We start from the raw sequence: 24995 nt of genomic DNA, 5'->3' as shown, positions 1-24995 counted from the left end.
GGCAGTCTACGGACCATGAGCGCCCGCCTCGGGCGCCGAGCGGAGGCAGGCCATGGCAGGCGCGACGGAGCCCGGCGAGTTCTGGTTCAACAGCGAGACGAAGCAGGTCGAGGAGGGGCACCAGAGCTCCTGGCAGCACCTCCTGGGCCCGTACCCGACCCGCGCGGCCGCCGAGAAGGCGCTCGAGCAGGCCGCGGAGCGCACCCGGCGCTGGGACGCCGACGAGCGCGAGCGCGGCTGACGCTCAGCGGCGGGCGAGCCGGGCGACCACGGGGCGGTGGTCGCTGCGCGGCACCGCGTCGAGCACGGCGAACGACAGCACGCGCCAGCGGCGGCCGTCGACGAGCACATGGTCGATCGGCGTCGCGAGCAGCCGCGGGGCGGACGACGGCCAGGTCCCGAGGCCGGCGGCACCGGCCGCCTCGGCGGCGTCGACGCACGGGGCCAGCGCGGCGAACGCCGGATGGTCGAGGGTCGCGTTGAAGTCACCGGCGACGACGACGTCGCGGGTGTCGCGGCACACGGCCGTCGCCCAGGCGGTGCTTCGGCGCCAGGGGTCCATCGCGGCGCGCGCGGCCGGCGGGGTGGCGTGCACGGCGACGAGCGTCGGCCCCGAGCCGTCGACCGGCACGGCGGTGAACGAGGCGAGCGCGGTGTCCGCGACGCCGTCGATCGCGTACGTCCCGAGCGTCGCGGCCACGAGCAGCGCCGTCGCCGACGCCACGTGGTCGGAGCTCTGCCTGCTCAGCACCTGCATGGGGGTGCCCGACGCCGCGAGCCGGGCCGCGACGTCGTCGGCCACCGCGCGGGTCGTCTCGGGCAGCACCGCCACGTTCGCGCCCGTGGCGCGCACGAGGTCGGCGAGGTCCGCCGCGGACGCGCCGGACTCGGTGTTGGCCGCGAGGACGACGAGCCCGTCCCGCGGCGCGGGGCCCGCGGCCACGCCGGCGGGGACCAGCCCGCGGTCGGCGAGCACGACCGCCTGCAGGAGCGCCGCGAGGGCGAGCACCGCGACGAGGCCGACCCGCCGCCGTCGGCCGGGCAGCGCCGCGGCGAGCGCTGCGGCCGCGGCGAGCGCGAACGCGAGGACGGCGCGGAACGAGATCGCCTGCGCGAACCCGGCCGCGCCGGTCAGGCCCGTCGGGCGCCCGAAGGCGAGCAGGACGCCCGCGCCGATCCCGACGCCGAGCCCGGCGGCGCGCACGACCTGGCGCACGACGCGCCGGCGGTCACGCCGCGGGCGGCCGGGTGGGGTCACTGCAGGAAGGAATGCCCGCGATCCGGGAAGCTTCCCGAGCGGACCTCGTCGGCGTAGGCGACCGCCGCGGCGCGCAGCGCGGCGCCGACCTGGCCGAACTGCTTGGCGAAGCTGGGGGACCAGTCGCCCATCCCGGCCATGTCGAGCCAGACGAGCACCTGACCGTCGCAGTCCGGACCGGCGCCGATGCCGATGGTCGGGATCCGCAGGATCTCGGTGACCTGGGCGGCGAGCGGCGCCGGGACCATCTCGAGCACGACCGCGACCGCGCCGGCCTCCTGCAGCGCGACGGCGTCCGAGCTGAGCCGCTCGGCGGCGTCGTCGCCGCGGCCCTGCACGCGCTTGCCGCCCAGCAGGTTCTCCGACTGCGGGGTGAAGCCGAGGTGCCCGACGACGGGGATGCCCGCGTTCGTCAGGGCCCGGACCTGGGGCGCGACCCGCTTGCCGCCCTCGAACTTCACGGCGTTCGCGCCGCCCTCCTTGAGCATGCGGACCGCCGTGGCGAGCGCCTGCTCGGGGGAGGCCTCGTAGGAGCCGAACGGCAGGTCGGCAATGACGAGCGCGCGCTCGCACGCGACCGAGACCGCCCGGACCGCGACGATGAGCTCGTCCACTGTCACCGGCAGCGTCGTCGACTTGCCGTGCATGGCGTTGCCGATCGAGTCGCCGACGAGCAGCAGGTCGATCCCGGCCTCGTCGAAGATCCGCGCGGTCGGGTAGTCGTAGGCCGTGAGCATCGTCAGCCGGTCGCCGCGGTCCTTGGCCTCGCGCAGGTGGTGCACGCGCACTCGCTTGGGCTTGGCCGGCGCGTTCGGGACGGCGGTCGGGAACGCCCGCGCGGGAGCGGGCGCGGGGTCGGCGGACTTGTGGGAGGACGCCGGCGAACCGGCGGCGGACTCGGTCATCGAACCTGCTCCTGAGTGGGTGCCGACGGCTCTCGCCAGCGCGTGGTGATGGGCAGCCTACGGTCCCGGCCGAACGCCAGCGCCGTGACCTTCGGCCCGAGCGGGTACTGGCGCCGCTTCCATTCGGCGCGGTCGACCAGCGCGAGCACGCGGTCCACGACCTCGGGGTCGAACCCGCGCGCGAGCAGCTCGGCGCGGCCCTCGGCGTGCTCGACGTAGGCGTCAAGCACCTCGTCGAGCAGGTCGTACGGGGGCAGCGAGTCCTGGTCGACCTGGCCGGGCCGCAGCTCGGCCGAGGGCGGCTTCGTGATCGAGCTCTCGGGGATGGGCGGCAGCTCGCCCGCGTCGACGGCGGCGTTGTTGCGCCAGCGCGCGAGCGCCCACACGCGGGACTTGTCCACGTCCTTGAGCGGGGCGTAGCCGCCGACGGCGTCGCCGTAGATCGTCGAGTACCCGACCGCGAGCTCGGACTTGTTGCCCGTCGCGAGCACGAGGTGGCCCTCGGCGTTGGACAGGGCCATGAGGATCATGCCGCGCACGCGCGCCTGCAGGTTCTCGGCCGCGACGCCCTCGAGCCCGAGCTCGCCCTCGAACGCGTCGACCATCGGCTTGATCGGCTGCACGCGGTAGTCGGCGCCGAGGCGCTTGGCGAGGTCGGCGGCGTCGTCCTTGGAGTGGTCCGACGAGTACCGCGAGGGCATCGAGACGCCGACGACGTTCTCGCCGCCGATCGCGTCGGCGCTCATCGCGGCGACGAGGGCGGAGTCGATGCCGCCGGAGAGGCCGAGCACGACCGAGCGGAACCCGTTCTTGTGCAGGTACCCGGCCAGCCCGGTGACGACCGCGCGGTAGATCTCCTCGTCCGGGTCGAGCAGCGGCGCGAGGGCGGCCGGCGCGGGGGCCGCCGTGGTGGTCGCCGCGTCGGGCAGGTCCCACACGAGCAGGTGCTCGACGAACTGGGGCGCCCGGGCGAGCAATGCGCCGCCTGCGGCGATCACGAACGAGCCGCCGTCGAAGACGAGGTCGTCCTGGCCGCCGATCATGTTCACGTACGCGACCGGGGCGCCGACCTCGCGCGAGCGCCGGGCGGCGAGCTCGACCCGCTGATGGGTCTTGCCCTCCTCGAACGGCGAGGCGTTGACCACGAGCAGCAGCTCGATCTGCGCGTCGTCCATCGCGGCGACGGGGCCGCCGTCCTGCCAGAGGTCCTCGCAGATCACGAGGCCGACGCGGCGGCCCTTGACCTCGAGCACGCAGGGGTCGACGCCGGCGGCGAAGATGCGGTACTCGTCGAACACGCCGTAGTTCGGGAGGTGGTGCTTGTCGTAGCGCTCGTGCACGGCGCCGCGGGCGAGGACGACCGCCTGGTTCGTGGGGCGGGCCGGAGCGCCGGCGTGCTCGCGCGAGGTGTGCTCCCCGACCGTCCCGACGACGACGACGACCTCGCCGAGGCCCTCGGCCGCCAGCCGGGCGGCGGTCGCCTGCAACGCCGCCTCCGCGCCGCGGCGGAATGAGGCGCGCAGGGCGAGATCCTCGATCGGGTAGCCGGTCACGGTCATCTCGGGGAACGCCACGAGGTCGGCGCCGGCGGCCGCCGCCCGCCGGGTCCAGGCGAGGATCGCCTCGGTGTTGGCCTCGAGGTCACCCACGCAGGTGTCGATCTGGGCGAGCGCGATGCGCATGGGAGCCATGCGCCCGAGCCTATGACCAAGCCGCCCGGCCGCCGGTATCGCGGCGCCGCCGCACGGCGTTCGGCGCGTGTGTCGCCCGGAGAAACTTCCATCGGGCAGGATGGGCCCATGGACAGGCAGCAGGAGTTCGTGCTCCGCACGGTCGAGGAGCGGGACATCCGCTTCATCCGTCTCTGGTTCACCGATGTGCTCGGGATCCTCAAGTCCGTGGCGATCGCGCCGGCGGAGCTGGAGTCCGCGTTCTCCGAGGGCATCGGGTTCGACGGCAGCTCGATCGAGGGGCTGACCCGGGTCTACGAGGCGGACATGATCGCCCGACCCGACCCGACGACGTTCCAGATCCTGCCGTGGCGCGGCGAGCGCCAGGGCACGGCCCGGATGTTCTGCGACATCCTCACCCCCGACAACGAGCCGTCGCTCGCGGACTCGCGAAACGTCCTCAAGCGCGCCCTCGCGAAGGCGAGCGACCAGGGGTTCACCTTCTACACGCACCCCGAGGTCGAGTTCTACCTGTTCGAGAGCCCGACCGACCTCACCCAGCCGCTCGTCCCGGTCGACCAGGGCGGGTACTTCGACCACGTGCCGCGCGGCACGACCCACGACTTCCGGCGGTCCGCGATCGGGATGCTCGAGTCGATGGGGATCTCCGTCGAGTTCTCCCACCACGAGGCGGGGCCGGGCCAGAACGAGATCGACCTGCGCTACGCCGACGCGCTGACCACGGCCGACAACATCATGACCTTCCGGACCGTCGTGAAGGAGGTCGCGCTCGAGCAGGGCGTCTTCGCCTCCTTCATGCCGAAGCCGCTCGTCGACCAGCCCGGCTCGGGCATGCACACGCACCTGTCCCTGTTCGAGGGCGACCGCAACGCCTTCCACGGCGCGGGCAACGAGTACGAGCTCTCGAAGGTGGCCCGCAGCTTCATCGCCGGCCTGCTCAAGCACGCCCCCGAGATCACCGCGGTGACCAACCAGTACGTCAACTCCTACAAGCGGCTGTGGGGCGGCGCCGAGGCGCCGAGCTACGTCTGCTGGGGCCACAACAACCGCTCGGCGCTCGTGCGCGTGCCCATGTACAAGCCCGGCAAGGGCCAGTCGAGCCGGGTCGAGTACCGCGCGCTCGACTCCGCCGCGAACCCGTACCTGGCGTTCGCGGTGCTGCTCGCCGCCGGCCTCAAGGGCATCGAGGAGGGCTACGAGCTGCCCGAGGGCGCGGAGGACGACGTGTGGGAGCTCACCGACTCCGAGCGTCGCGCGCTCGGGATCGAGCCCCTGCCGCAGTCCCTGGACCAGGCCATCTCGATCATGGAGCGCTCCGAGCTGGTCGCCGAGACCCTCGGCGAGCATGTCTTCGACTTCGTGCTGCGCAACAAGCGCCGGGAGTGGGACGAGTACCGCGGCCAGGTCACCCAGTTCGAGCTGCAGAAGTTCCTGCCGATCCTGTGAGCCCGCGCGGCGGCACGGTCGCCGGCCGCCTCACGCGGCTCGGCTTCGCCGACGCGCGCCGCGCGGAGGGCATGCTGGCCGACGCCGCGCTCGTCGCCGTGATCGGGGACGTCACCGAGACCGACCCCGGCGGCCTCCTCGCGGCGCTCGGCGACGTCGCCGACCCGGACCAGGCGCTGCTCGCGCTGGCCCGGATCGCCGGGGCGGCCGACCGGCCGGCGGACCGTCGGCTGCTGGCCGCGGTCACCGTCCCGGGCCCGGGCCGCGACCGCCTGCTGGCCGTGCTCGGCGCCTCGATCGCGCTCGGTGACACGCTCGCGGCACACCCCGACGAGCTCGCCGTGATCGCGGACCCGAGCCTCGGGACGGGCGTCCCCGTCGCCGTCGTGCGCGCCGAGCTCCTCGTCGCCGTCGGCGCCGATCCCGACGCGGCGGTGCCGGTCGCCGCGCTCGGCGGCCCCGACGGCTGGGACGCCATGCGGCGGGCCTACCGCAGCCGGCTGCTGCGCATCGCCGCGACCGACCTCACCTGCGGGGAGCCCCTCACCCGGATGCCCGGCGTCGCGGCGGCGCTCGCCGATCTCGCCGGCGCCGCCCTCGAGGCCGCGCTCGCGCTCGCGCGCTCCGAGCTCGACGACCACGGGGCGGGCGTACGCCTCGCCGTGCTGGGCATGGGCAAGTGCGGCGCGCGCGAGCTGAACTACGTGAGCGACGTCGACGTGATCTACGTCGCCGAGCCCGCCGACGGCGTGGACGAGCAGCACGCGCTCGTCGTCGGCGCGCGGCTCGCGACCGGGCTCGCCCGGGCCTGCACGAACCCGTCCGGCGAGCCCTCGCTGTGGCCCGTCGACGCCGCGCTGCGCCCCGAGGGCAAGAACGGCCCGTTGGTGCGCACCCTCGACAGCCACCGCGCGTACTACGAACGGTGGGCGAGCACCTGGGAGTTCCAGGCGCTGCTCAAAGCTCGCCCCGTCGCGGGGGACCGCGCCCTGGGCGACGCGTACGTCGCCGCGATGAACCCCATGGTGTGGAACGCCGTCGGGCGCGAGAACTTCGTCGCCGACTCGCAGGCGATGCGCCGCCGCGTCGAGGAGCACGTGCCGGCGGCCGAGGCCGACCGCCAGCTCAAGCTGGGCATCGGCGGGCTCCGCGACGTCGAGTTCACCGTCCAGCTGCTCCAGCTCGTGCATGGGCGCGCCGACGAGTCGATCCGCAGCCCCAGCACCCTGACCGCCCTCGCCGCGCTCGCGGCGGGCGGCTACGTCGGGCGCGAGGCCGCGGCCCGGCTTGCGGTCTGCTACCGCCTGCTGCGCGCGCTCGAGCACCGCATCCAGCTCTACCGGCTTCGCCGGACCCACCTCATGCCGACGGCGGAGGCGGACCTGCGCCGGCTCGCCCGGTCGGTCGGGATGCGCTCCGAGGGCGCCGAGGGCCTCATGGAGCGCTGGCGCGGCGTCCGGCGGGAGGTGCGGGACCTGCACCTCGAGCTCTTCTACCGGCCCCTGCTGCCGGCGATGGCGCAGCTGTCCACCGCGGAGGCGAGCCTGGCGCCCGACGCCGCGCGCGCGCGCCTGGCCGCGATCGGATACCGCGACCCCGTCGGCGCGCTGCGGCACATCGTCGCGCTGACCGAGGGCGTCTCGCGCCGCGCGGCGATCCAGCGCCAGCTCCTGCCGGTGATGCTCGGCTGGTTCGCCGAGGGCGCCGACGCCGACGCCGGCCTGCTCAACTTTCGTCGCCTGTCGGACACGCTGGGTTCGACCCACTGGTACCTGCGCCTGCTGCGAGACTCCGGAACGGCCGCGTCGCGGCTCGCGCGGGTGCTGTCGACGTCGCGGTACGTCGCCGAGGCGCTGGCACGCTCCCCGGAGTCCGTGGCGTGGCTCGCGGCCAACGCCGATCTGACGCCGCGCGAGATCGACCGCCTGACCGCCGAGGCCGACGCCGTGCTCGCGCGGGCAACCGAGCCGCGGCCGGCGGCGAACGCGCTCCGTGCGCTGCGGCGCCGGGAGCTCGCGCGGACGGGCGCCGCCGACGTGCTCGGCGTCGTGACCGGCACCTCCGCAGCCGAGAGCCTGTCGGGCGCGGCGGACGTGGTGCTCGCGGGCGGGTTGCGGATCGCGCTAGCGGAGACGTGCGCCGAGCGGGGGCTCGCCGCGCCGCCGACGCGGCTGCTCGTGGTCGCGATGGGCCGCCTCGGCGGGCGCGAGATGGGCTACTCCTCCGACGCCGACGTGATGTTCGTGCACGACCCGGTCCCCGGCCAGGACGAGACGCTCGCGCAGCAGTACGCGCTGTCGGTCGCGACCAAGCTCCGCCAGCTGCTCGGCGAGGTCGGCCCGGAGCCTGCGCTCGACGTCGACGCCGACCTGCGGCCCGAGGGCCGCAACGGGCCGCTCGCCCGGTCGTTCGCCTCCTACGTCGAGTACTACCAGCGCTGGTCGGCCCCGTGGGAGAGCCAGGCTCTGCTGCGCGCGCGGCCCGTCGCGGGCGACGCCGAGCTCGGCGAGCGGTTCACCCGGCTGGTTGACCCGCTGCGCTACCCGCGCGGCGGGCTGGACCCGGCCGACGTTCGCGAGGTGCGCCGCATCAAGGCGCGCGTCGAGGCGGAGCGCCTCCCGCGGGGCGTCGAGCCGGCGCGCCACCTCAAGCTGGGCCGCGGCGGGCTCGCCGACGTCGAATGGACCGTCCAGCTGCTCCAGCTGCAGCACGCGCACGCCGTCCCCGAGCTGCGCACGACGTCGACGCTCGCGGCGTTGCGCGCTGCCGTCGCGGCGGGCCTAGTCGACGCCGACGACGCGGAGACCTTGACCGAGGCGTGGCTGCTCGCGTCTCGCCTGCGCGACGCGATCGTGCTCTGGTCCGGCCGGGCCGGCGGCGCCCAGGCGGACCAGCTGCCGCACGATCGCTTCGCGCTCGCCGGGCTCGCGCGCGTACTCGGCTACCCGGCGGGCTCGGGTGGCGAGCTCGAGGAGACGTACCTGCGCTCGGCCCGACGGGCGCGGGCCGTGATGGAGCGGATCTTCTACGCCTGACGGTTGACCAGGCTGGTGAGCAGGCTCAGGCCGAGGCGAACCTGCGGCGCGGGGCTGCGACGTCGTCGCTGGGAACTGCGGGGGCGGTCGGGGCGGCGGACGCGGCGTCGACCGTGCTCATGCTCTCGACCAGCGCGATCCCGCTGGTCAGCAGCTGACGAAGCAGCTCGTCGCGGTCCGGGACCGCCGCCGCGGCGAGGCCGAGGATCGCGCAGCACACGATGCTCGGCGCGCCCGAGTCATGGAAGGCGCCGGACGAGGGCTCGATCCCGAAGCTGAAGCTCCGCGCCCACGACGTGGCGTGCGGCGCCGAGGCGAGCGCGGCCGCTCCGGCCGGGGTCAGGTCCGACGGACCGCGGCCCTCGCGCAGCGCGAGCTGCCGCTCGGCCGAGAGGATGCCGACGGCGAGGACCCGCTGCGTGTCGGCAGCGACGTAGGGCAGCGCCTGCATCGCGCACAGCATCGCGAGCCGGATGTCCACCTCCGGGTCCGTGCTCGTCAAGCCGACGACGGACGGCACGAGCTGCAGCAGCCGCTGCCGCCCCTCGTCGCTCATCTGGTCGTTGACGTTCCGGGCGAGCGTGGCGAGCAGGGGATGGGTGCACGCGGGGTGGTCGCTCCACTTCTCCCCGGCGAGGAAGGACGCGAACTCCATGAAGCACGCCCCACGGGCGGGCTTGCGGTGGCGTCCGCGCGAGAGCACCGGCATGTAGTCGGGCGGAAGGTTCTGACGGAGCATGGGGCACCCCCGGGGACGACGGGACGAAGGAGATCGGCTCTACGTAGACATCCAGAACTTCGCTCCCTACTGTGCGCCGAACTGACCGCGCGCACCAGCCCTGGCGGGGCCTTTTGTCACAATTGGTCGTGAGGACCGCAGGGCCGGGCGTCACCAGAACACTCGACGGGTCGTTGATCGTCACCACCGAGTGCGGGTGCACGGGGGTGAACGGCTCGGGTTCCTCCATCAACAGCTCACCGACCGGCGTGAAACGGGCGAGCTTCGCCGCGGGAGCCGGGTCGCGCGCGTCGGCGTCGAAGTAGTCGAACCACGGCAGCCCGGCACGGACGTACGCCTCGCGGTCCAGGGGAGTCGCCGGCGGCGTCTCGCCGGTGATCGCGGTCCACTGGGCGGGCGAGCACAGGTGCCCGAAGATCCGTTGCGCCGACGGCTCGTCGTAGTCGTCCAGGGGTCGGTCGTCCGCGTAGACCTCCTGCTTCATCCTTCCGCCCGAGCAGAGGCCCATCGCCGCGCCGGCCGGTGGACCTCCGAGCCGGTGACCTGTCCCTCGATCGTTGCGCCCAGACCGAGCGGGACGGCGACGAACTGACGGATCTCCCCGCTGCCGGAGTTGATGCCGTCGAGCCAGGGCTGCTCGGGCAGCGGCACGTAGTTCTGCGGCGCGGTGGAGAGCTCGTCGCTCCAGTCCGCGCCGCTGATTGCGCACACCCTGCCGATGCCGATCTGAAGGGCGCCCGGGCTCGCGGAATCGAACCCGAGCCACATCGCCTCGCGTTGGTAGATCACTCGTGACCCCTGACGCCCGAGTTCCTGGGAGGCTTTTCGCGTGCGCCGCGCCGGTGTCCAGGCTGCGCTTCTCGCTCAGCCGAGCGCGTGGCCGATCCCTGCGAGAACCAGCAGTCCGAGCACGCCCGAGCGCGCGATCACTGCGGTATGGCGGGTCGCGGCGGCGCTGCACAGCACGAACACGCCACCGCCGAGCACGCGCCACCCGAGCAGCGGGGCGAAGTAGTCGCCCCCGAACTGAGACCAGGTCGACGCCATCAGGGCAGACAGCATGAAGGCAGCCGCGGTCACGCCGAGGCCCCAACGGAAGCGGTCGGCGCGGGTGCTGCCGGGGGTCACGCCGTGCGCGAAGGCCAGCGTCGCCATCGAAGCGCTGGCGAGGACGGCGGTACGGACCAACGCCAGCGGCCAACCACCCGCGAGGGCAGCCGCGTAGGGATAGCGCGAAAATCCCACGAACGCCGCGCCGACGAACCACGACAGCACGAGGCGGCGCGTGAGGAAACTGCGCCCAGCGGCAGGGGCAGCGGCGTCGGACACCGCGCGAACGATACGCGCGCGTCAGGGCGGGCTCCCGGGCGGACTCGGCTCACGGCACCCGAGGAGTGGCCGCGGGTCGGCTGACCACCAGGACGAGCGAGCCGTCGAACGTGGGTTGGGTCCGGAGGTCGCCGTGGCGGCGGTCCCAGCCGCCGTCGGCCAGGTCCGCGGCGAGGCGGTCGACGTACGCCGCGGCCGTGCGCTCGTCCACGAAGCTCCACGCTGAGCACGAGGTGCGCGCCAGCGGATCGAGCAGGGCCTCAGGCCGTCCGTAGTAGGCCTCGTTGAACCCGTCGACGCAGTCGAGCGGGATCGGGACGCCGGTCACCTCGACGTCCCCCAGGACGCGCGCGATGGCGGCGATCGGCGGGTACCGGCCAGCCTCGGCGCTGATGACGCCCGGGGCGTACTCCGCGAGCCAGAAGCGGTCGAGCAGGGCCGGGTCGCAGGTCAGGATGACGACGGGTCCACGGGTGACGCGCCGCATCTCGCGCAGGCCCGCGTCGAGGTCGCCCCACTGATGGATGCTGAACGTCGTCATGGCGGCGTCGAACGACCGGTCGGGGAACGGCAGGTTCTCGGCGGTGGCGTCGACGGCGGTTGCTCGCTCGGTCGGGCGCTGGGCGCGCATCGACTCCGAGGGTTCTACCGCCGTGACCTGCCGGTCGACCGGCTCGTACGACCCGGCGCCCGCACCGACGTTGAGGATCGTGCGTGCCGACCCCACGGCGCTGAGGATGGCCGCCGCGATCCTCGGGTCGGGGCGGCGGTAGGCGGCGTACGACGCGCCGATCTGGCCGTAGTCGGCGTCGCCGGCGCTGCCGTCGTCGCGCCTCGCAGTCATCACGGCCCCCGTCCTGTGCATGTGGGCTGGGCAGTCCGTGCCTGCCCCTCGCGTTCGGAGACTATCGACAGCTGCGGCGTCGGACCTCGGAGCCTGCCGAAACGCAGTGCCTCGCTGTATGGCTGGGCAGCGACCGCTCGCGCTTCTTGCCTCGTACGTTCCTGCCCGCTCGAGGCGGTCCTGCTCCTCTGTCTCGGGGGGCGAGTCGCCTTCGTCGAGTCTCGGCGAGTTGTGGTCGGGATCTGCGTGTCAGAGGCACCGATCCGGACCACAACTGAAGACGCGCCCTCAGATGCAGAAAAGTCCGCACGCGCCGCCGTCGGAGCAGCGCTGGCGGCGCGTGCGGACTCTCTGCTGACTACGAAGCTGCCTCGGATGCGTTCCCGCAGGCTAGAGCTCCCGAGCGATCAGCAGTCGTAGTAGAGCTCGAACTCGTGCGGGTGCGGGCGCAGCCGGATGGGGTCGATCTCCTGCGTGCGCTTGTAGTCGATCCACGTCGAGATCAGGTCGGGGGTGAAGACGTTCCCGGCCGTGAGGTAGTCGTGGTCGGCCTCGAGCGCGTCGAGGACCTCGCCGAGGCTGCCGGGAACCTGCTGGATCGCGGCGTGCTCCTCGGGCGGGAGCTCGTACAGGTCCTTGTCGACCGGCTCCGGCGGCTCGATGCGGTTCTGGATGCCGTCGAGGCCGGCCATCAGCATGGCCGCGAAGGCCAGGTACGGGTTGGACGACGGGTCCGGCACGCGGAACTCGATGCGCTTGGCCTTGGGGTTCGAGCCGGTGACCGGGATGCGGATGCAGGCGGACCGGTTGCGGGCCGAGTACACCAGGTTGACCGGCGCCTCGAAGCCCGGGACCAGGCGGTGGTAGGAGTTCACCGTCGGGTTCGTGAACGCGAGCAGCGACGGCGCGTGCTTGAGCAGGCCACCGATGTACCAGCGCGCCATGTCGGACAGCCCGCCGTAGCCCTTCTCGTCGAAGAACAGCGGCACGCCGTCCTTCCACAGGGACTGGTGCACGTGCATGCCCGAGCCGTTGTCACCGAAGAGCGGCTTCGGCATGAAGGTCGCGGTGCGGCCGTTGCGGTGCGCGACGTTCTTCACGACGTACTTGAACAGCTGGACCTTGTCGGCCGAGATCGCGAGCTCGTCGAAGCGGTAGTTGATCTCCTGCTGGCCGCCGGTGCCGACCTCGTGGTGCGAGCGCTCGATCTGCAGGCCGAGCGCGTCGAGGGCGAGGCAGATCTGGTCGCGGATGTCGGTGAACGAGTCGACCGGGGGGACGGGGAAGTAGCCGCCCTTGTACGGGATCTTGTGCCCGAGGTTGCCACCCTCCTCGACGCGGTTCGTGTTCCAGGCCGCCTCGCTCGAGTCGACGAAGTACGACGCGGAGTTGGACTTCGTCTCGAACCGGACGTCGTCGAAAATATAGAACTCGGCCTCGGGGGCGAAGAACGCGGTGTCGGCGATGCCGGTCGACTTGAGGTACGCCTCGGCCTTCGCAGCAACCTGGCGCGGGTCGCGGCTGTAGGGCTCGTTGGTGTACGGGTCGACGATCGCGAAGTTGATGTTGAGGGTCTTCTCGACGCGGAACGGGTCGAGGTACGCCGTCGTGACGTCCGGGATCAGCTTCATGTCGGACTCGTGGATGGCCTGGAAGCCGCGGATCGAGGACCCGTCGAACATCTGGCCCTCGGTGAAGAAGTCATCGGGCAGCGAGTAGGCAGGCACGTTGAAGTGCTGCATCACACCCGGAAGGTCGCAAAAACGGATGTCAACGAACTTGACGTCTTCTTCCTCGATGAACTTCAGAACTTCCTCGGCATTGCTGAACATCCGCTGCTCCTCGGTTCGGGTTGCCCGGTACGGGCGTGCTAGACGCTATGGGTGCGTCGTTTCCCGTCGGTGTACCTCGTGTTTCCGCCGTGTTACGTCGCTGCATCCCACGCGCGCCCGCTGGCTAGGCTACTGGTGTGGCGACGCGGGACGACCTCGGATCCTGGGCGACCGGGCCCGGAAGCCCTGCTCAGGGCCCGAGCCGGCAGGCTCCGCTCGGGCGTCGCGTCGTCGCGCTCACGGTCGACTGGCTGCTCTGCCTGGCGATCTCGGGCGCGTTCTTCGGGGGTGACCCGCTCGCGACGCTCGGCGTCTTCGCGCTCGAGCATGTGGCGCTCGTGGGGACCCTCGGGCACACCCTCGGGCACCGCCTGCTCGGGATCCACGTCCGGCCGGTTGGCGCGCCCGGACCCGTCGGGCTCGGGCGGGCCGCGCTGCGCACCGCGCTGCTGTGCCTCGTGCTGCCCGCGGTGCTCACCGGGCCAGACGGCCGTGGCCTGCACGACCGGGCCGCCGGGACGGTCGTCGTCCGGCTCTGAGCAGGCGCAGCCTCAGCGCCCGCGCATCCCCTTGCGGTCCGGGCGCGCGCGCATCGGGTCGATGCCCTTCGGGACCGGCAGCCGAACCGCGCCAAGAGCCGTGAGGCGCTTGGTGATCTCGGCCGTCTCCTGCGCCGTGAGGGTGGACTTGAGCTTCTGGACCGTGCGCGGCAGCTTGCGCAGGGGTACCTGGCCCTCGTCGTCGCCGCTCTGGATGAGCGTCACCGGGACGTTCGGGAGCACGCGGTTGGTGCGCTTGCGCTCGACCTCGAGGAGCTTGGTGGCCCGCGCCCGCGGGCCCTCGCTGATCAGGACGATGCCGGCCCGGCCGATGCCGCGGAACACGAGGTCCTGGGTGCGGGGGTCGACGGCGACGGGCTCTTCGGGGAAGTTCCAGCCACGCCGGATGGTGCCGAGCGCGGCGCGGGAGGCACCGGGCTGACCCTCGATCTGGGAGTACGCGGCCGTCTCGGCGCGGCGGGCGAGGATGAACATCGCAGCGAGCGCGCCGAAGGGCAGGCCCAGCACCAGCATGTAGACCCAGTGACCCCACCAGAACCCGATGAGCAGCGCGACGGCGAGTACGCCGAAGAACGCGGCGAGCATGAGCCACGTGACCGCGGGATCCTGCTTCCGGGTCATCTGGTACGCCTGCCAGACCTGCTTGTACCAGCGGATCTTCTTCGGCTTTTCGGGTTTGGCGGCGGCTTCGCTCGCCCCAGTGCTCTGACGGGCCATGGTTCGAGAGTCTAGTGGGCGCGACGACGGACTTCCCGCCCTCGCGTCAGCGGGCGAGCAGGCTCGCGGCCTCCTGGCGCGACGTGCGCGCCTCGCCGAGGTGCGCGAGCGCCGCGGGGATCTCCTGCCCGCGCCGGCGCATCGCCTGGCCCCACAGCCGGCCCGCGCGGTAGGACGAGCGCACCAGCGGCCCGGCCATGACGCCGAGGAAGCCGAGGCGCTCGGCCTCGGCGGACAGCTCGACGAACTCCTCGGGCCGGACCCACCGGTCGACGGGGTGGTGGCGCACCGACGGGCGCAGGTACTGGTTGATCGTCACGAGGTCGCAGCCGGCCGCGTGCAGGTCAGCGAGGGCCTCGGCCGCCTCGGCGGTCGTCTCGCCCATCCCGAGGATGAGGTTCGACTTCGTCACGAGCCCGGCGTCGCGCGCCGAGGTCAACACCGAGAGCGAGCGCTCGTACCGGAACGCGGGGCGGATCTGCTTGAAGATGCGAGGCACGGTCTCGAGGTTGTGCGCGAGGACCTCGGGGCGAGAGGAGAACACCTCGGTGAGCAGCTCGGGGATCGCGTTGAAGTCGGGGATGAGCAGCTCGACGCCGGTCCCGGCATTGCGGGTGTGGATCTGGCGGACGGTCTCGGCGTAGAGCCACGCGCCGCCGTCGGCCAGGTCGTCGCGCGCGACGCCCGTGATCGTCGCGTACTTCAGGCCCATCGCCTCGACCGACTCCGCGACGCGACGCGGCTCGTCGGTGTCGAGGTCGGCGGGCTTGCCGGTGTCGATCTGGCAGAAGTCGCAGCGGCGCGTGCACTGGTCGCCGCCGATGAGGAAGGTCGCCTCGCGGTCCTCCCAGCACTCGAAGATGTTCGGGCAGCCGGCCTCCTCGCAGACCGTGTGCAGGCCCTCGCGCTTGACCAGGGATTTGAGCTCGGAGTACTCCGGTCCCATCGTCGCGCGGGTCTTGATCCACGCCGGCTTCTTCTCGATCGGGGTCGCAGCGTTGCGGGCCTCGACCCGGAGCATGCGCCGTCCTTCGGGTGCGATGGTCACGCTCGTCAGCCTACGTCAGCGCCCGCAGAACGTCCCGACCTGGGACTTCTGGCCCGCGCGAGCGGGCAAACCCGTGCCCAGCCTGGACTGCAGGGGGCATGCGACGGAGCGGCCGCCCGAGGCAGAGGAGGCGCAGGCCATGCAGGTTCTCGTAACGGTCGGTTCGCGGCACGGGTCCACGCGCGAGATCGGGGCGGCCATCGCCGAGGTGCTCGAGCGCGCCGGGCACGGGGTGACGATCCTCGACCCGGACGACGTGACGAGCATCGACGAGTACGACGCCGTCGTGCTCGGGTCCGCCGTCTACGTCGGCCGGCTGACGGCTTCGGTCCGCGCGCTCGCGGACCGGTTCGAGGCGCAGCTCGCCGAGGTCGCGCTCTGGCTGTTCTGGTCGGGCCCGATCGGGAACCCGCCGCGCCCGTCCGAGCGGCCCGACGACGTCGGCTACCTCGTGCGGCGCCTCGCGCCCGTCGGCCAGCACGAGTTCGGCGGCCGGGTCGAGCGCAGCGAGCTTGGCATGGCCGAGCGCGGGCTGGTCGCGATGGTCGGCGCGAAGCCGGGGGACTACCGCGACTTCGAGGAGATCGACCTGTGGGCCGAGTCCATCGCCGCGAAGCTGCACGCTCGCCCGCGCGCCGGGCGCGGCTGAGGCAGGCGCGGGCGCGGCAGGCGCGGGCGCAGGCTCAGGCGGCCGCGCGGCCGACGGCGAGCTGGGGCGCGAGCGCGTGGTCGAGCCGCTCGCGCACCGGCGCGACGACGTCGGCGATCGTGATGGGGCGGCCCGCCTCGGCGGACAGCGACGTGACGTCCGCGTCCGGGATGCCGCACGGGACGATCCGCGTGAACGCCGCGAGGTCGGGGTCGCAGTTCAGGGCGAAGCCGTGCATCGTCACGCCGCGCGCGACGCGGATCCCGACGGCGGCGACCTTGCGCTCGCGGCGCGCGCCGTCGGCGGGGAACCAGACGCCGCTGCGGCCCTCGACGCGGATCGCCTCGAGGTCAAACCCCGCGCACACCTCGATCAGCGCCTGCTCAAGCGCCCGGACGTACGCGACGACGTCGACCGGGTCGCCGAGCCGCACGATCGGATAGCCCACGAGCTGTCCGGGGCCGTGCCAGGTGATCTTGCCGCCGCGGTCGACGTCGACGACGGGAGTCCCGTCGACGGGACGGTCGGTCGTCGCCGTGCGTCGGCCCGCGGTGTAGACGCTCTCGTGCTCGCACAGCAGCACCGTGTCGGGCGAGCTGCCTGCGGCGACCTGCGCGTGGAGCCCGCGCTGCAGGTCCCAGGTCTCGCGGTAGTCAGCGAGGCGGGAACCGAGGTCGAGCTCGACGAACAGCACGCTGCCCAGGTTAGCCGCCGGTGTCGGATCCGGCCTCGGGTGGCTCGCGCATCATCACCGTGAGCAGCTCGCGCAGCTGGACGACCTGCTCGGCGCTCAGGCCGCGGGTCGTCATCGCCTCGGCGACGCCGACATCCGCCGCCTCACGCATGGTGGCCAGGCCCGCCGGGCTCAGTGAGATGACGTGCCGGCGCTTGTCGTCGCGATGCGGTACGCGCGTGAGGTACCCGGTGCGTTCCATCCGCGCGAGGATCCGGCTCATCGTCTGCTCGGTGACACCGGTCGCCGCAGCGAGCTCGCGCTGGGAGTGGTCGCGCTGCGCGAGCAGCACCAGGACGGGGAGGCTCGCGTGGTTCAGGTCCCAGCCGGCGAGGTGGGCGTTCCACTCGCGCTCGACCCGGCGGGCCGCGCTGGAGAGCATCCGGCCGGTGGGCCACCGCGAGATGTCCTGCGCCACGCGCCCTCCCCACTTGCTCTCAGGCCGGTCCTTGCCCATGATACTCAGCATGCTGAGTAATTCGAGGGGAGCCACGCTCCTGCGGGCCGTAGCCATTGTTGTCGCTCTGGGCGTCTGGCTCGGCATCGGCGCGTTCGGCGGCATGGCGCAGGGCCAGCTGTCCCAGGTCCAGAGCAACGACGCCGCGACCTTCCTGCCGGCCTCGGCCGAGTCGACCCGCGCGGCCGAGCTGAACCGCGCGTTCGTGGCGAACCCGACCCTGCCCGCGCTCGTGGTGCTCACCTCGGCGTCGGGTGACGTCATCACGCCCGAGCAGCTCGCCGCGGTCGAGCAGTTCGCCGGGGAGATCGCCGACTTGCCCATCCCGGGGGCGGACCCCGCAGCGGGGGACCCCGCCGCCGTCGGCGACGTGCTGACCGCCGATCCCGTGGTCGCGCCGTCCGAGGACGACGCCGCGCTGCTGATCCCGCTGTCCCTCGACGGGGAGGCGGCCGAGGGCACGCTGGCCGACGACGAGGGCGTCGTCGGCGCCGTCGTCGCCGCGGTGCGCGACGGCCTGAGCGCGGACCTCGGGGCGAGCGCGTCCGACGCCGGCGAGCTCGAGCTCAACGCATGGGTCACCGGCCCGGCCGGGTTCGTCGCCGACCTGGTCACGGCCTTCGGCGGGATCGACGTGGTGCTTCTGCTCGTCGCCCTCGGGGCCGTCCTGCTCATCCTCGTGGTGGTGTACCGCTCGCCGTTCCTGCCGTTCGTCGTCATCATCACCGCGGTGTTCGCGCTGTGCGCCGCGGCCCTGGTCGTCTACCACCTCGCCAAGAACGGCACGCTGACCCTCAACGGGCAGACCCAGGGCATCCTCTCGATCCTCGTCGTCGGGGCGTCGGTGGACTACGCGCTGCTGCTGGTGGCGCGCTACCGCGAGGAGCTGCGGCACATCGCGAGCCCCGCGACGGCCATGCGCCGCGCGCTGCGGGTGTCGATCGCGCCGATCGCGGCGAGCGCCGGAACGGTGATCGCGGGCCTGCTGTGCCTGACCCTGTCCGACCTCGCGTCGAACAAGAGCCTCGGACCGGTCGGCGCGATCGGCATCGTCTCGGCGTTCGTCGCCGTGCTGACGCTGCTCCCGGCGTTCCTGCTCGTGCTCGGCCGGTTCTCGCGCGCGGTGTTCTGGCCGCGGGTGCCCCGGCCGGTCGACGTCGCGGCCCATGCCGGCGGCGCCGACTTCGTCGAGGGGACGATCCCGACGGCGGAGCTGATGTCCGGCGGCTGGGGCCGCCTCGCCCGCACGATCGGGCGAAACCCGCGCCGCGTCTGGGTGCTCACCGCGCTCGCGCTGGCCGTAGGCGCGGCGTTCCTGCCGACGCTGCGCGCGGGCGGCTCGAGCCAGGCCGACGTGTTCCTCACCGACGTCGACGCCGTCTCCGGCCAGGAGCAGCTCGCCGAGCACTTCCCGGCCGGCGCGGTCCAGCCGGCAGTCGTGATCGCCCCCGAGGCGGAGGCGGCGGCCGTGCTCGCCGCCGCGCAGGAGGTCGCGGGCGTCACGTCCGCGGCGTACTTCACCGGCGCGCAGACGTCCGGGCCCCCCGCCGGCGCCGAGGCCGCCGAGCCCGTCGTCGTCGACGGCCTGATCCGGGTGGACGTGATCACCGAGGCATCCGCCGACTCGCAGGAGGGCGTGCAGACCGTGCGTGACGTGCGCGGCGCCGTCCACGACGTCGCGCCGGACGCGCTCGTGGGCGGGGCCGCCGCCGAGACACTCGACACCCAGGACGCGAGCGTGCGCGACCTGAAGGTGATCGTCCCGGTCGTGCTGCTGGTCATCTTCGTCATCCTCGCCCTGCTGCTGCGCTCCGTCATCGCCGCCGCGCTGCTCACGGGCGCCAACGTGCTGTCGTTCGCGGCCGCGCTCGGCGTCTCGGCCGTCGTGTTCAACCACGTGCTCGACTTCCCGGCCGCCGATCCGTCCGTCCCGCTGTACGCGTTCACGTTCCTCATCGCGCTCGGCGTCGACTACTCGATCTTCCTGATGACGCGCGTGCGCGAGGAGTCCCTGCGGTTCGGCACGCGTGAGGGCGTGCTGCGCGGCCTGGCCGTGACGGGCGGGGTGATCACGTCCGCCGGGGTCGTGCTCGCGGCGACGTTCGCGGCGCTCGGCATCATCCCGCTCGCGTTCCTGGCGCAGCTGGCGTTCATCGTCGCGTTCGGCGTGCTGATCGACACGCTCGTGGTGCGCAGCCTGCTCGTCCCTGCGCTGGTGCACGACATCGGCCCGCGCGTCTGGTGGCCCGCCCGGCTGCGCTGAACCCCAGCGTTCGGGTGCATAGGGTGGCTGGATGACTTCTGGGCAGCTGCGGGTCGCGATCGTCGGGTACGGGGACTCCGGGCGGGGGATCCACGCGCGGTTGCTGCGCGCCGCCGGGGCGGCGGTCACGCACGTCGTGGTGCGCAACCCCGAGCGGGCGGCCGCGGCGCGCGGCGACTGGCCCGGCGTCGACGTGGTGGCCGACGTCGCGGCGCTGCTCGAGCGCGCGGGTGACTTCGACGTCGTGGTCGTCGCGAGCCCAACCGGCAACCACGTCGAGAACGCGCTCGCGCTGATCGGCGCGGGCGTCCCGCTGGTCGTCGACAAGCCGCTCGCGCCCGACGCCGCCGGTGCCCGCACCGTGGTCGACGCCGCCGCCGCCGCGGGCGTGCCGCTCACCGTCTTCCAGAACCGGCGCTGGGACAGCGAGCAGCTCACGCTGCGCGCGCTGCTGGCCGACGGCGCGCTCGGGACCGTGCACCGGTTCGAGCGGCGCTGGGAGCGGTTCCGGCCCGTCCCGAAGGACCGGTGGCGCGAGAACGACCTCGTCTCGGGCGGCCTCCTGCTCGACCTCGGCGCGCACCTGGTCGATTCCGCGGTCCAGCTCTTCGGGCCCGCGACGAGCGTCTACGCGGAGATCCGCGCCCTGACCACGCCGGCGCCCGACGACGTCTTCCTCGCCCTGCAGCACCCTGGCGGCGTCGTCAGCCACCTGATGGCGGGCGGGCTGGCCGGCGCGCCCGGCCCGCGGACCCGCGTGCTCGGTAGCCGCGGCGCCTACCTGGTGACGTCGTTCGAGGGCGAGCCGACGCCGTTCGCGGCCCTCGACGAGGCCGCACCCGGCGGCGTCGACGGGCACGAGGGCTGGCTCGTGCGCGGCGCCGAGCGCACCGCGGTGCCGCGGGCGCCCGGCGGTCACGTCGACTTCTACATCGCCGTCGACCGGTGGGTCCGCGCCGGCGGGCTGGTGCCGGTCGACCCGGCGGACGCCGTACGCACCGCGCAGGTGCTCGAGGCCGCCACGGCCAGCGCGCGCGAGCGGCGAGTCGTCGACCTCGGCTGACGTGCCGCCTGTGGACAACGTCGCCGGCCCGCCGGGGCGCGGTTCGATGGCGAGATGGAGCGCGACGCCATCCCGAGCGACCTCGCCGCCGCGATGGTGCGCGCCGGGTACCGCCTGGGTGGCCCCGTCGGGATCGGTGCGCACGGCCCGGCGTGGGCCGCCGTCGGGCGCGATGACGGCCCGGCGGCCCGGCGCCGCGTCGTGGTCACGCTGCTCTCGGCTCGCCCGCGGGGCGCCGGACCCGGCCTGACCGACCGGCTCGGCGCGCTGCGCGCGGTGCGGCACGAGCACCTCGCGCAGATCGTGGCGATCGTCCCGGTCGATGGTGCGGCCGACTCGGCCGCTGCGGACGACGGCGCCGTGCCCGGCGCCCCGACCAGTGCCCCGCCGGGCGCCCCGCCGGGCGCCCCGCCGGGCCGTGCCGACCGCTGGGCGGTGCTCGTCGCCGAGGTGCCCGGCACCGACCTGGCAGCGCTGCTCTCGGCGCGACCGCCGCTGACCGCGGGCGAGGTCGTCACGCTGACAGTTCCCGCCGCGCAGGCCCTCGCGGCGCTGCACGACGCCGGGTTCGTGCACGGCGACGTCTCCCCGGCCAACGTCGTCGTCGGCCCCGAGGGGCGGCCGGTGCTCGTGGACCTTCTCGGCGCGGCCGCCGCGCGCCCGGGCGGGGGCACACCGGGGTTCGCGGCCCCGGAGCTCGCACGCGGCGAGCCGGCGACACCCGCCGCCGACGTGTTCGCGCTCGGGCGCGTCGCTCTCGCGGCCCTCGGGCCTGACGGCGCGCCGGAGCTGCGCGAGGTGCTCGCGCGCGCCTGCGCCGAGGGGCCCGGGCAGCGGCCGTCGGCGGCCGAGCTCGCGTCGCGGTGCTACGCCGCCGCGGCGCCCGAGCCGATCGCAGTCCCGGACGCGGCGGTGCTTGCCCGCACCGCGCTCGCGCGGCTCGCCGCCCGTCCGAGCCCGGGATCGGTGCGCACGGCGGGGCGGACGCACTCGCGCGAGCGGACCCGGTTCCGGTCTCGACGAGCGTGGACCGTGGCCGCGACTGCGGCGGTGCTCGGGTCCGTCGCCCTCGGCGCTGCGGGATTCGCCACGCTGCGTGCCGGTGCGCCGGGCGCCGGCCCAGCGCCGGCGGCGGCCTCCAGCCCAGCGCCGGCGGCGGCCTCCAGCCCAGCGCCGGCGGCGGCCAGGCCGGACCCGGTGGCCGCGGCAGTCGCCCTGACGCAGCGGCGGGCCGCGGTCCTCGCGAGCGGCGACCCCGCGGGCCTCGTCGACGTCGACATCGAGGGCGGCGGGGCGCACCGCGCGGACCGGGCGCTGCTCGACACCCTCGCGGGAGCGGGCGAGCGCCTGGAGGGGCTGTCCGTATCGGTGCTCGCCGCGCGCCGGGTCGACGGCGAACGGGACGCCGCGGAGGGCGCGGCCGCCGCGGAGGGCGCGGAGGGCGCGGCGGCCGCGGAGGCCCGCGTCGAGGTCACCTCGGCGGTGACGGCGCATCGGCGGGTCCCGGTGGGGGAGGGGGCCCCGGTCGAGGTTCCCGCGGCGCCCGCCCGGTCGGTGGTGCTCAGCCTCGCGTGGACCGCGGCCGGCTGGCGGGTCGCGGAGGTGCTCGAGGGTGCTACTGCGGCGGCCGCGCCGTGACCCAGCGCGCGGCGTCGGCGATGCCGGGGTGGGTCCAGGTGAACCCGCTGGCCGACAGGGCCCGGGGGACCGCCCGCACCGAGCCGAGAACCTCCTGCGAGAACTCGCCGATCGCCAGGCGCACCGCGAAGGCGGGGACCTTGATGACCGCCGGGCGGTGGACGGCGCGAGCCAGGGCGGCCGTGAGGTCGGCGTTGGTCGCGGGCTCGGGCGAGGTGAAGTTCACGGGCCCGGCAACCGGGGCGGTGAGCAGGTGCGCGATCGCGGCCACCTCATCGGTCAGGGTGATCCAGCTCCAGTACTGGCGGCCGGAGCCGAGCGGGCCGCCGACGCCCGCGCGCACGAGCGGGAGCAGGCGGCCGAGAGCGCCGCCGCGCGGGGCGAGCACGATGCCCGAGCGCAGGTACGCGACCCGCACGCCGGCGTCCTCGGCCGGCGCTGCGCAGCCCTCCCAGGTGCGCACCACGCCCGCGAAGAAGGTGTCGCCGAGCGCGGTCGACTCGTCGAGCACCTCGTCGCCGCGGCCGGCGAGCAGGCCGTAGGCGCCGATCCCGGAGGCCTGGAGCAGTACTTCCGGCGGGGTCGCGAGCCCGGCGATGGTCTGTGCGAGCAGGGTCGTGGTCCGGGTCCGCGAGTCGATCACGACGCGCTTGTACGTCGCGGTGAGGCGGTGGTCGCCCACGCCCGCGCCGGCCAGGTTGACGACGGCGTCGGCGCCCTCGAGGTCGCTCGGGTCGAGGCGTCCGGTGTCCGGGTCCCACCGGATCTCGTCCGGGGACGCGGGCGCGCGGCGCACGAGGCGGCGCACGTCGTGGCCCTGGGCGGAGAGGAAGGTGACAAGGGCGGTACCTACGAGGCCGCTGGAGCCGGCGATGACGACGCGCATGTCACCCAGCCTAGATGCGATCGCGTGGGGTGCCACGGCGTGGCGGCTGGAGCGGGTGGCGGAGGTGTCGGGGATCGGCGTCGCAGAGGCGAACGCGACCTCGACCGCGACGGCGGGCATCGCCCCGCCGCAGTCCAGATCAGAGCCTGCAGATCAGAGCCTGCAGATCAGAGCCTTCAGGGCTCCAGCCTTCAGAGCTCCAGGTCGGGAGTCGGGGCACCGGTTGGAATCTGTGCACAGGTCGGGTTGCGGGGTGGGGTGCGTGTGGGTGGTCCGTCCTAGTCTGTACACATGTTCGAAGCGCGCGATGACGAGGTAACGGGGGTCCCGGCGGGGGCCGGGCTGGCGGGCGTGGGCGCCTCGGTGGATGTGGCGTTCGGGGTGCTGCTTGGGCGGGTGTTTGCGGAGGCGGGGGCGGCGTTGGCGCAGGCCGCGGCCGCGGGGTCCTGCATCGCGGGGCCGATCGATCAGGTCGCGTTGGCTACGGCCTTGATGGGGCAGGCGCCCGGCTCGTCGCTGGTGGACCTGCTTGAGGGTCTGTGCCCGGGGGATGTGCATGATGCGGTGTTGATCGAGGCGATCGCCGCCTGGGAGCGTGTGACGTCGTTGGCTGCGGCGCGGCAGGGCGAGATGATCGCGGAGCTGGCCCGGCGCCGGGATGCGCAGCGGTTGGGTGAGTTCGTGGGTGATGAGGTCGCGTCGGTGCTGGTGATGTCCCGGTCGGTGGCGGAGGCGAAGGTCGGCCTCGGGACGTCGCTGCAGGCGTGGCCCGCGGTGCGCGAGGCGTTGGTGGCTGGGGTGATCGATCATCGCAAGGCCACCGCCCTGGTCGACGGGGTCGGGCACCTCGACGACGACGCGGCCGCCGCGGTCCTGGACGCGGTGCTGCCGGTCGCTCCGGGTTTGACGGTGCCGGCGTTGAAGGCGCGCCTGCGCAAGGTCGAGCTGACCGTGAACCCGGCCGCCGTCGCCGAGCGGCGCGCCCGCGACGCCGCCGACAGGTATGTGCAGGTCAGCCCGGCGCCGGGGGTGATGGCGTGGTTGACCGCGTACCTACCCGCGGCGGATGCGATGACCGTGTTCACCGCGATCGACGCGATCGCCGCGTCCGCGGACCCCGCCGACCCGCGCGGTGTGGCGGCGCGGCGCGCGGACGCCCTGACCGACATCTGCACCGACATCCTCACCACCGGCATCGCCCCCACCACCGCACTACCCGGCACAGCGGGACAGGAGCCCTGGCAGGCGGGTCAGGCCGGCGGGACGCTGAAGGCCGGCGGGGTCTTGAAGACCGAGCACGGTCGTCGACCGCACCTGCAAGTGACCGCCGCCGCGACCACGTTGTTGGGGTTGGATGAGGTGCCCGGGGAGCTGGCCGGGTACGGGCCGATCCCCGCAGACCTGGTCCGGGCGATCGCGGCGGACGCGACGTGGCGACGGATCTTCACCGACCCCGCCACCGGGTGCGTGACCGGGATCGGACCGCGCGGGTACCGCCCCGGCGCCGACCTGACCGGCACAATCCTGGCCCGAGACAAGACCTGCACGTTCATCGGGTGTCGGATGCCGGCGTGGCGATGCGACCTGGACCACCGCGACCCCTACGACCACGACCACCCCGACCTTGGCGGGCAGACCTGCGCGGAGAACCTGCACTCGCTGTGCCGCCACCATCACCGGGCCAAGACCTACGGCGGCTGGCACCCCGACCTCGACACCCGCACCGGCGACACGTGGTGGACCTCACCGACCAAGCACCGCTACAAGCGACCCTCCGTCGACGTCAATCCCGAGCCGCCGCCACCCGATCGGCCCTGGTTGCACACGCCCCAGCCCGACGACCCACCCTTCTGAGCCGGGACACAACAGCGCGCAGCGCCCGCAGTCCGTGGGGTCGGGCCT

22 protein-coding genes are annotated in these 24995 nt (G+C 73.8%); 9 read left to right on the top strand and 13 right to left on the bottom strand.

The genetic code is table 11. The features are described from left to right. Positions 1 to 52 precede the first annotated feature (52 nt). Positions 53 to 241, top strand: coding sequence for an SPOR domain-containing protein (locus tag J4E96_RS13705; RefSeq protein WP_227422655.1), 189 nt, complete (start codon positions 53 to 55; stop codon positions 239 to 241). Between the two features lie 3 nt (positions 242 to 244). Here J4E96_RS13705 and J4E96_RS13700 read toward each other — a convergent pair whose 3' ends face one another. From J4E96_RS13700 to J4E96_RS13690, 3 genes are read right to left on the bottom strand one after another with little or no spacing between them, the layout of a single operon-like run. After that, entirely contained in the window at positions 245 to 1258 is a 1014-nt protein-coding gene (locus tag J4E96_RS13700) for an endonuclease/exonuclease/phosphatase family protein (protein WP_227422654.1), read from the bottom strand. Continuing rightward, positions 1255 to 2163 (bottom strand): 3-methyl-2-oxobutanoate hydroxymethyltransferase, encoded by a 909-nt coding sequence (panB, locus tag J4E96_RS13695; RefSeq protein ID WP_227422653.1) that lies wholly within the window; start codon positions 2161 to 2163, stop codon positions 1255 to 1257. Before panB ends, J4E96_RS13700 begins: the two co-directional genes overlap by 4 nt. Continuing rightward, a complete protein-coding gene (locus J4E96_RS13690) occupies positions 2160 to 3854 on the bottom strand; it encodes an NAD+ synthase (protein ID WP_227422652.1) in 1695 nt (564 codons plus the stop codon). The genes panB and J4E96_RS13690 overlap by 4 nt, the downstream gene beginning before the upstream one ends. Positions 3855 to 3962: 108 nt before the next feature. Here J4E96_RS13690 and glnA (J4E96_RS13685) point away from each other — a divergent pair, with 108 nt between their 5' ends. Beyond that, positions 3963 to 5300 carry a type I glutamate--ammonia ligase gene (gene glnA / locus J4E96_RS13685; RefSeq protein WP_227422651.1) on the top strand — a complete coding sequence of 446 codons (1338 nt, stop codon included), beginning with the start codon at positions 3963 to 3965 and terminating at the stop codon, positions 5298 to 5300. Then, complete coding sequence (locus tag J4E96_RS13680) at positions 5297 to 8335, top strand: bifunctional [glutamine synthetase] adenylyltransferase/[glutamine synthetase]-adenylyl-L-tyrosine phosphorylase (protein WP_227422650.1); 3039 nt, start codon at positions 5297 to 5299, stop codon at positions 8333 to 8335. The genes glnA (J4E96_RS13685) and J4E96_RS13680 overlap by 4 nt, the downstream gene beginning before the upstream one ends. 25 nt (positions 8336 to 8360) lie before the next feature. On the opposite strand, the gene J4E96_RS13675 is transcribed toward J4E96_RS13680, so the two are convergent. The 5 genes from J4E96_RS13675 to glnA (J4E96_RS13655) all read right to left on the bottom strand — a co-directional run bounded on the left by J4E96_RS13675 (position 8361) and on the right by glnA (J4E96_RS13655) (position 13079). Next, positions 8361 to 9074 carry a hypothetical protein gene (locus J4E96_RS13675; protein WP_227422649.1) on the bottom strand — a complete coding sequence of 238 codons (714 nt, stop codon included), beginning with the start codon at positions 9072 to 9074 and terminating at the stop codon, positions 8361 to 8363. Between the two features lie 480 nt (positions 9075 to 9554). After that, complete coding sequence (locus J4E96_RS13670; protein WP_227422648.1) at positions 9555 to 9863, bottom strand: hypothetical protein; 309 nt, start codon at positions 9861 to 9863, stop codon at positions 9555 to 9557. A 75-nt stretch (positions 9864 to 9938) separates the two neighbouring features. Continuing rightward, on the bottom strand, positions 9939 to 10403 hold the full coding sequence (locus J4E96_RS13665; protein WP_227422647.1) for a hypothetical protein: 465 nt from the start codon (positions 10401 to 10403) through the stop codon (positions 9939 to 9941). A 49-nt stretch (positions 10404 to 10452) separates the two neighbouring features. Beyond that, positions 10453 to 11247: a class I SAM-dependent methyltransferase gene (locus tag J4E96_RS13660; protein ID WP_227422646.1), complete on the bottom strand. Its 795-nt coding sequence runs from the start codon at positions 11245 to 11247 to the stop codon at positions 10453 to 10455. A 407-nt stretch (positions 11248 to 11654) separates the two neighbouring features. Further along, positions 11655 to 13079 (bottom strand): type I glutamate--ammonia ligase, encoded by a 1425-nt coding sequence (glnA, locus tag J4E96_RS13655; RefSeq protein ID WP_227422645.1) that lies wholly within the window; start codon positions 13077 to 13079, stop codon positions 11655 to 11657. Positions 13080 to 13216: 137 nt separating this feature from the next. On the opposite strand from glnA (J4E96_RS13655), the gene J4E96_RS13650 reads away from it, so the two are divergent. Further along, entirely contained in the window at positions 13217 to 13618 is a 402-nt protein-coding gene (locus tag J4E96_RS13650) for an RDD family protein (RefSeq protein ID WP_227422644.1), read from the top strand. A gap of 12 nt (positions 13619 to 13630) precedes the next feature. Here J4E96_RS13650 and J4E96_RS13645 read toward each other — a convergent pair whose 3' ends face one another. Continuing rightward, positions 13631 to 14356 carry a DUF4191 domain-containing protein gene (locus J4E96_RS13645; RefSeq protein ID WP_227422643.1) on the bottom strand — a complete coding sequence of 242 codons (726 nt, stop codon included), beginning with the start codon at positions 14354 to 14356 and terminating at the stop codon, positions 13631 to 13633. Between the two features lie 46 nt (positions 14357 to 14402). Beyond that, the gene (gene lipA / locus J4E96_RS13640) at positions 14403 to 15404 is read right to left on the bottom strand and encodes a lipoyl synthase (protein ID WP_227422642.1); all 1002 of its coding nucleotides are present in this window, start codon (positions 15402 to 15404) and stop codon (positions 14403 to 14405) included. Between the two features lie 139 nt (positions 15405 to 15543). On the opposite strand from lipA, the gene J4E96_RS13635 reads away from it, so the two are divergent. Further along, complete coding sequence (locus tag J4E96_RS13635) at positions 15544 to 16053, top strand: flavodoxin domain-containing protein (RefSeq protein ID WP_227422641.1); 510 nt, start codon at positions 15544 to 15546, stop codon at positions 16051 to 16053. Between the two features lie 34 nt (positions 16054 to 16087). Here the strand turns inward: J4E96_RS13635 and lipB are convergent, their stop codons facing one another. Then, positions 16088 to 16747 carry a lipoyl(octanoyl) transferase LipB gene (lipB, locus tag J4E96_RS13630; RefSeq protein ID WP_227422640.1) on the bottom strand — a complete coding sequence of 220 codons (660 nt, stop codon included), beginning with the start codon at positions 16745 to 16747 and terminating at the stop codon, positions 16088 to 16090. A 10-nt stretch (positions 16748 to 16757) separates the two neighbouring features. Next, the gene (locus J4E96_RS13625) at positions 16758 to 17255 is read right to left on the bottom strand and encodes a MarR family winged helix-turn-helix transcriptional regulator (RefSeq protein ID WP_227422639.1); all 498 of its coding nucleotides are present in this window, start codon (positions 17253 to 17255) and stop codon (positions 16758 to 16760) included. Between J4E96_RS13625 and J4E96_RS13620 the strand changes: the two genes are divergently transcribed. Genes J4E96_RS13620 through J4E96_RS13610 form a run of 3 tightly spaced genes read left to right on the top strand, consistent with a single transcriptional unit; the run spans position 17254 to position 22207 of the window. After that, the gene (locus J4E96_RS13620) at positions 17254 to 19506 is read left to right on the top strand and encodes an MMPL family transporter (protein WP_227422638.1); all 2253 of its coding nucleotides are present in this window, start codon (positions 17254 to 17256) and stop codon (positions 19504 to 19506) included. The genes J4E96_RS13625 and J4E96_RS13620 overlap by 2 nt on opposite strands. 31 nt (positions 19507 to 19537) lie before the next feature. Further along, positions 19538 to 20569, top strand: coding sequence for a Gfo/Idh/MocA family protein (locus J4E96_RS13615; RefSeq protein WP_227422637.1), 1032 nt, complete (start codon positions 19538 to 19540; stop codon positions 20567 to 20569). A gap of 54 nt (positions 20570 to 20623) precedes the next feature. Next, positions 20624 to 22207, top strand: coding sequence for a protein kinase domain-containing protein (locus J4E96_RS13610; protein WP_227422636.1), 1584 nt, complete (start codon positions 20624 to 20626; stop codon positions 22205 to 22207). Here the strand turns inward: J4E96_RS13610 and J4E96_RS13605 are convergent. Then, positions 22185 to 23093 carry a TIGR01777 family oxidoreductase gene (locus tag J4E96_RS13605; protein WP_227422635.1) on the bottom strand — a complete coding sequence of 303 codons (909 nt, stop codon included), beginning with the start codon at positions 23091 to 23093 and terminating at the stop codon, positions 22185 to 22187. The two genes, J4E96_RS13610 and J4E96_RS13605, sit on opposite strands and share 23 nt — an antisense overlap. A 291-nt stretch (positions 23094 to 23384) precedes the next feature. Between J4E96_RS13605 and J4E96_RS13600 the strand changes: the two genes are divergently transcribed. Beyond that, on the top strand, positions 23385 to 24947 hold the full coding sequence (locus J4E96_RS13600) for an HNH endonuclease signature motif containing protein (protein WP_227422634.1): 1563 nt from the start codon (positions 23385 to 23387) through the stop codon (positions 24945 to 24947). Positions 24948 to 24995 lie beyond the last annotated feature (48 nt).

Origin of the sequence: Pengzhenrongella sicca, from assembly GCF_017569225.1 — a bacterium.
Lineage (GTDB): Bacteria > Actinomycetota > Actinomycetes > Actinomycetales > Cellulomonadaceae > Pengzhenrongella > Pengzhenrongella sicca.
The sequence above is the reverse complement of the archived record's forward strand: the minus strand, read 5'-3'. Positions and strand labels throughout refer to the sequence as shown.

Bases quoted from the DNA above. Each gene is read 5' to 3' on its own strand.
- J4E96_RS13705 (WP_227422655.1), top strand. From the start codon at position 53: ATGGCAGGCGCGACGGAGCCCGGCGAGTTCTGGTTCAACAGCGAGACG.
- panB (WP_227422653.1), bottom strand. From the start codon at position 2,163: ATGACCGAGTCCGCCGCCGGTTCGCCGGCGTCCTCCCACAAGTCCGCC.
- J4E96_RS13690 (WP_227422652.1), bottom strand. From the start codon at position 3,854: ATGGCTCCCATGCGCATCGCGCTCGCCCAGATCGACACCTGCGTGGGT.
- glnA (WP_227422651.1), top strand. From the start codon at position 3,963: ATGGACAGGCAGCAGGAGTTCGTGCTCCGCACGGTCGAGGAGCGGGAC.
- J4E96_RS13675 (WP_227422649.1), bottom strand. From the start codon at position 9,074: ATGCTCCGTCAGAACCTTCCGCCCGACTACATGCCGGTGCTCTCGCGC.
- J4E96_RS13660 (WP_227422646.1), bottom strand. From the start codon at position 11,247: ATGACTGCGAGGCGCGACGACGGCAGCGCCGGCGACGCCGACTACGGC.
- glnA (WP_227422645.1), bottom strand. From the start codon at position 13,079: ATGTTCAGCAATGCCGAGGAAGTTCTGAAGTTCATCGAGGAAGAAGAC.
- J4E96_RS13645 (WP_227422643.1), bottom strand. From the start codon at position 14,356: ATGGCCCGTCAGAGCACTGGGGCGAGCGAAGCCGCCGCCAAACCCGAA.
- J4E96_RS13635 (WP_227422641.1), top strand. From the start codon at position 15,544: ATGCAGGTTCTCGTAACGGTCGGTTCGCGGCACGGGTCCACGCGCGAG.
- J4E96_RS13620 (WP_227422638.1), top strand. From the start codon at position 17,254: ATGCTGAGTAATTCGAGGGGAGCCACGCTCCTGCGGGCCGTAGCCATT.
- J4E96_RS13625 (WP_227422639.1), bottom strand. From the start codon at position 17,255: ATGCTGAGTATCATGGGCAAGGACCGGCCTGAGAGCAAGTGGGGAGGG.
- J4E96_RS13615 (WP_227422637.1), top strand. From the start codon at position 19,538: ATGACTTCTGGGCAGCTGCGGGTCGCGATCGTCGGGTACGGGGACTCC.
- J4E96_RS13610 (WP_227422636.1), top strand. From the start codon at position 20,624: ATGGAGCGCGACGCCATCCCGAGCGACCTCGCCGCCGCGATGGTGCGC.
- J4E96_RS13605 (WP_227422635.1), bottom strand. From the start codon at position 23,093: ATGCGCGTCGTCATCGCCGGCTCCAGCGGCCTCGTAGGTACCGCCCTT.
- J4E96_RS13600 (WP_227422634.1), top strand. From the start codon at position 23,385: ATGTTCGAAGCGCGCGATGACGAGGTAACGGGGGTCCCGGCGGGGGCC.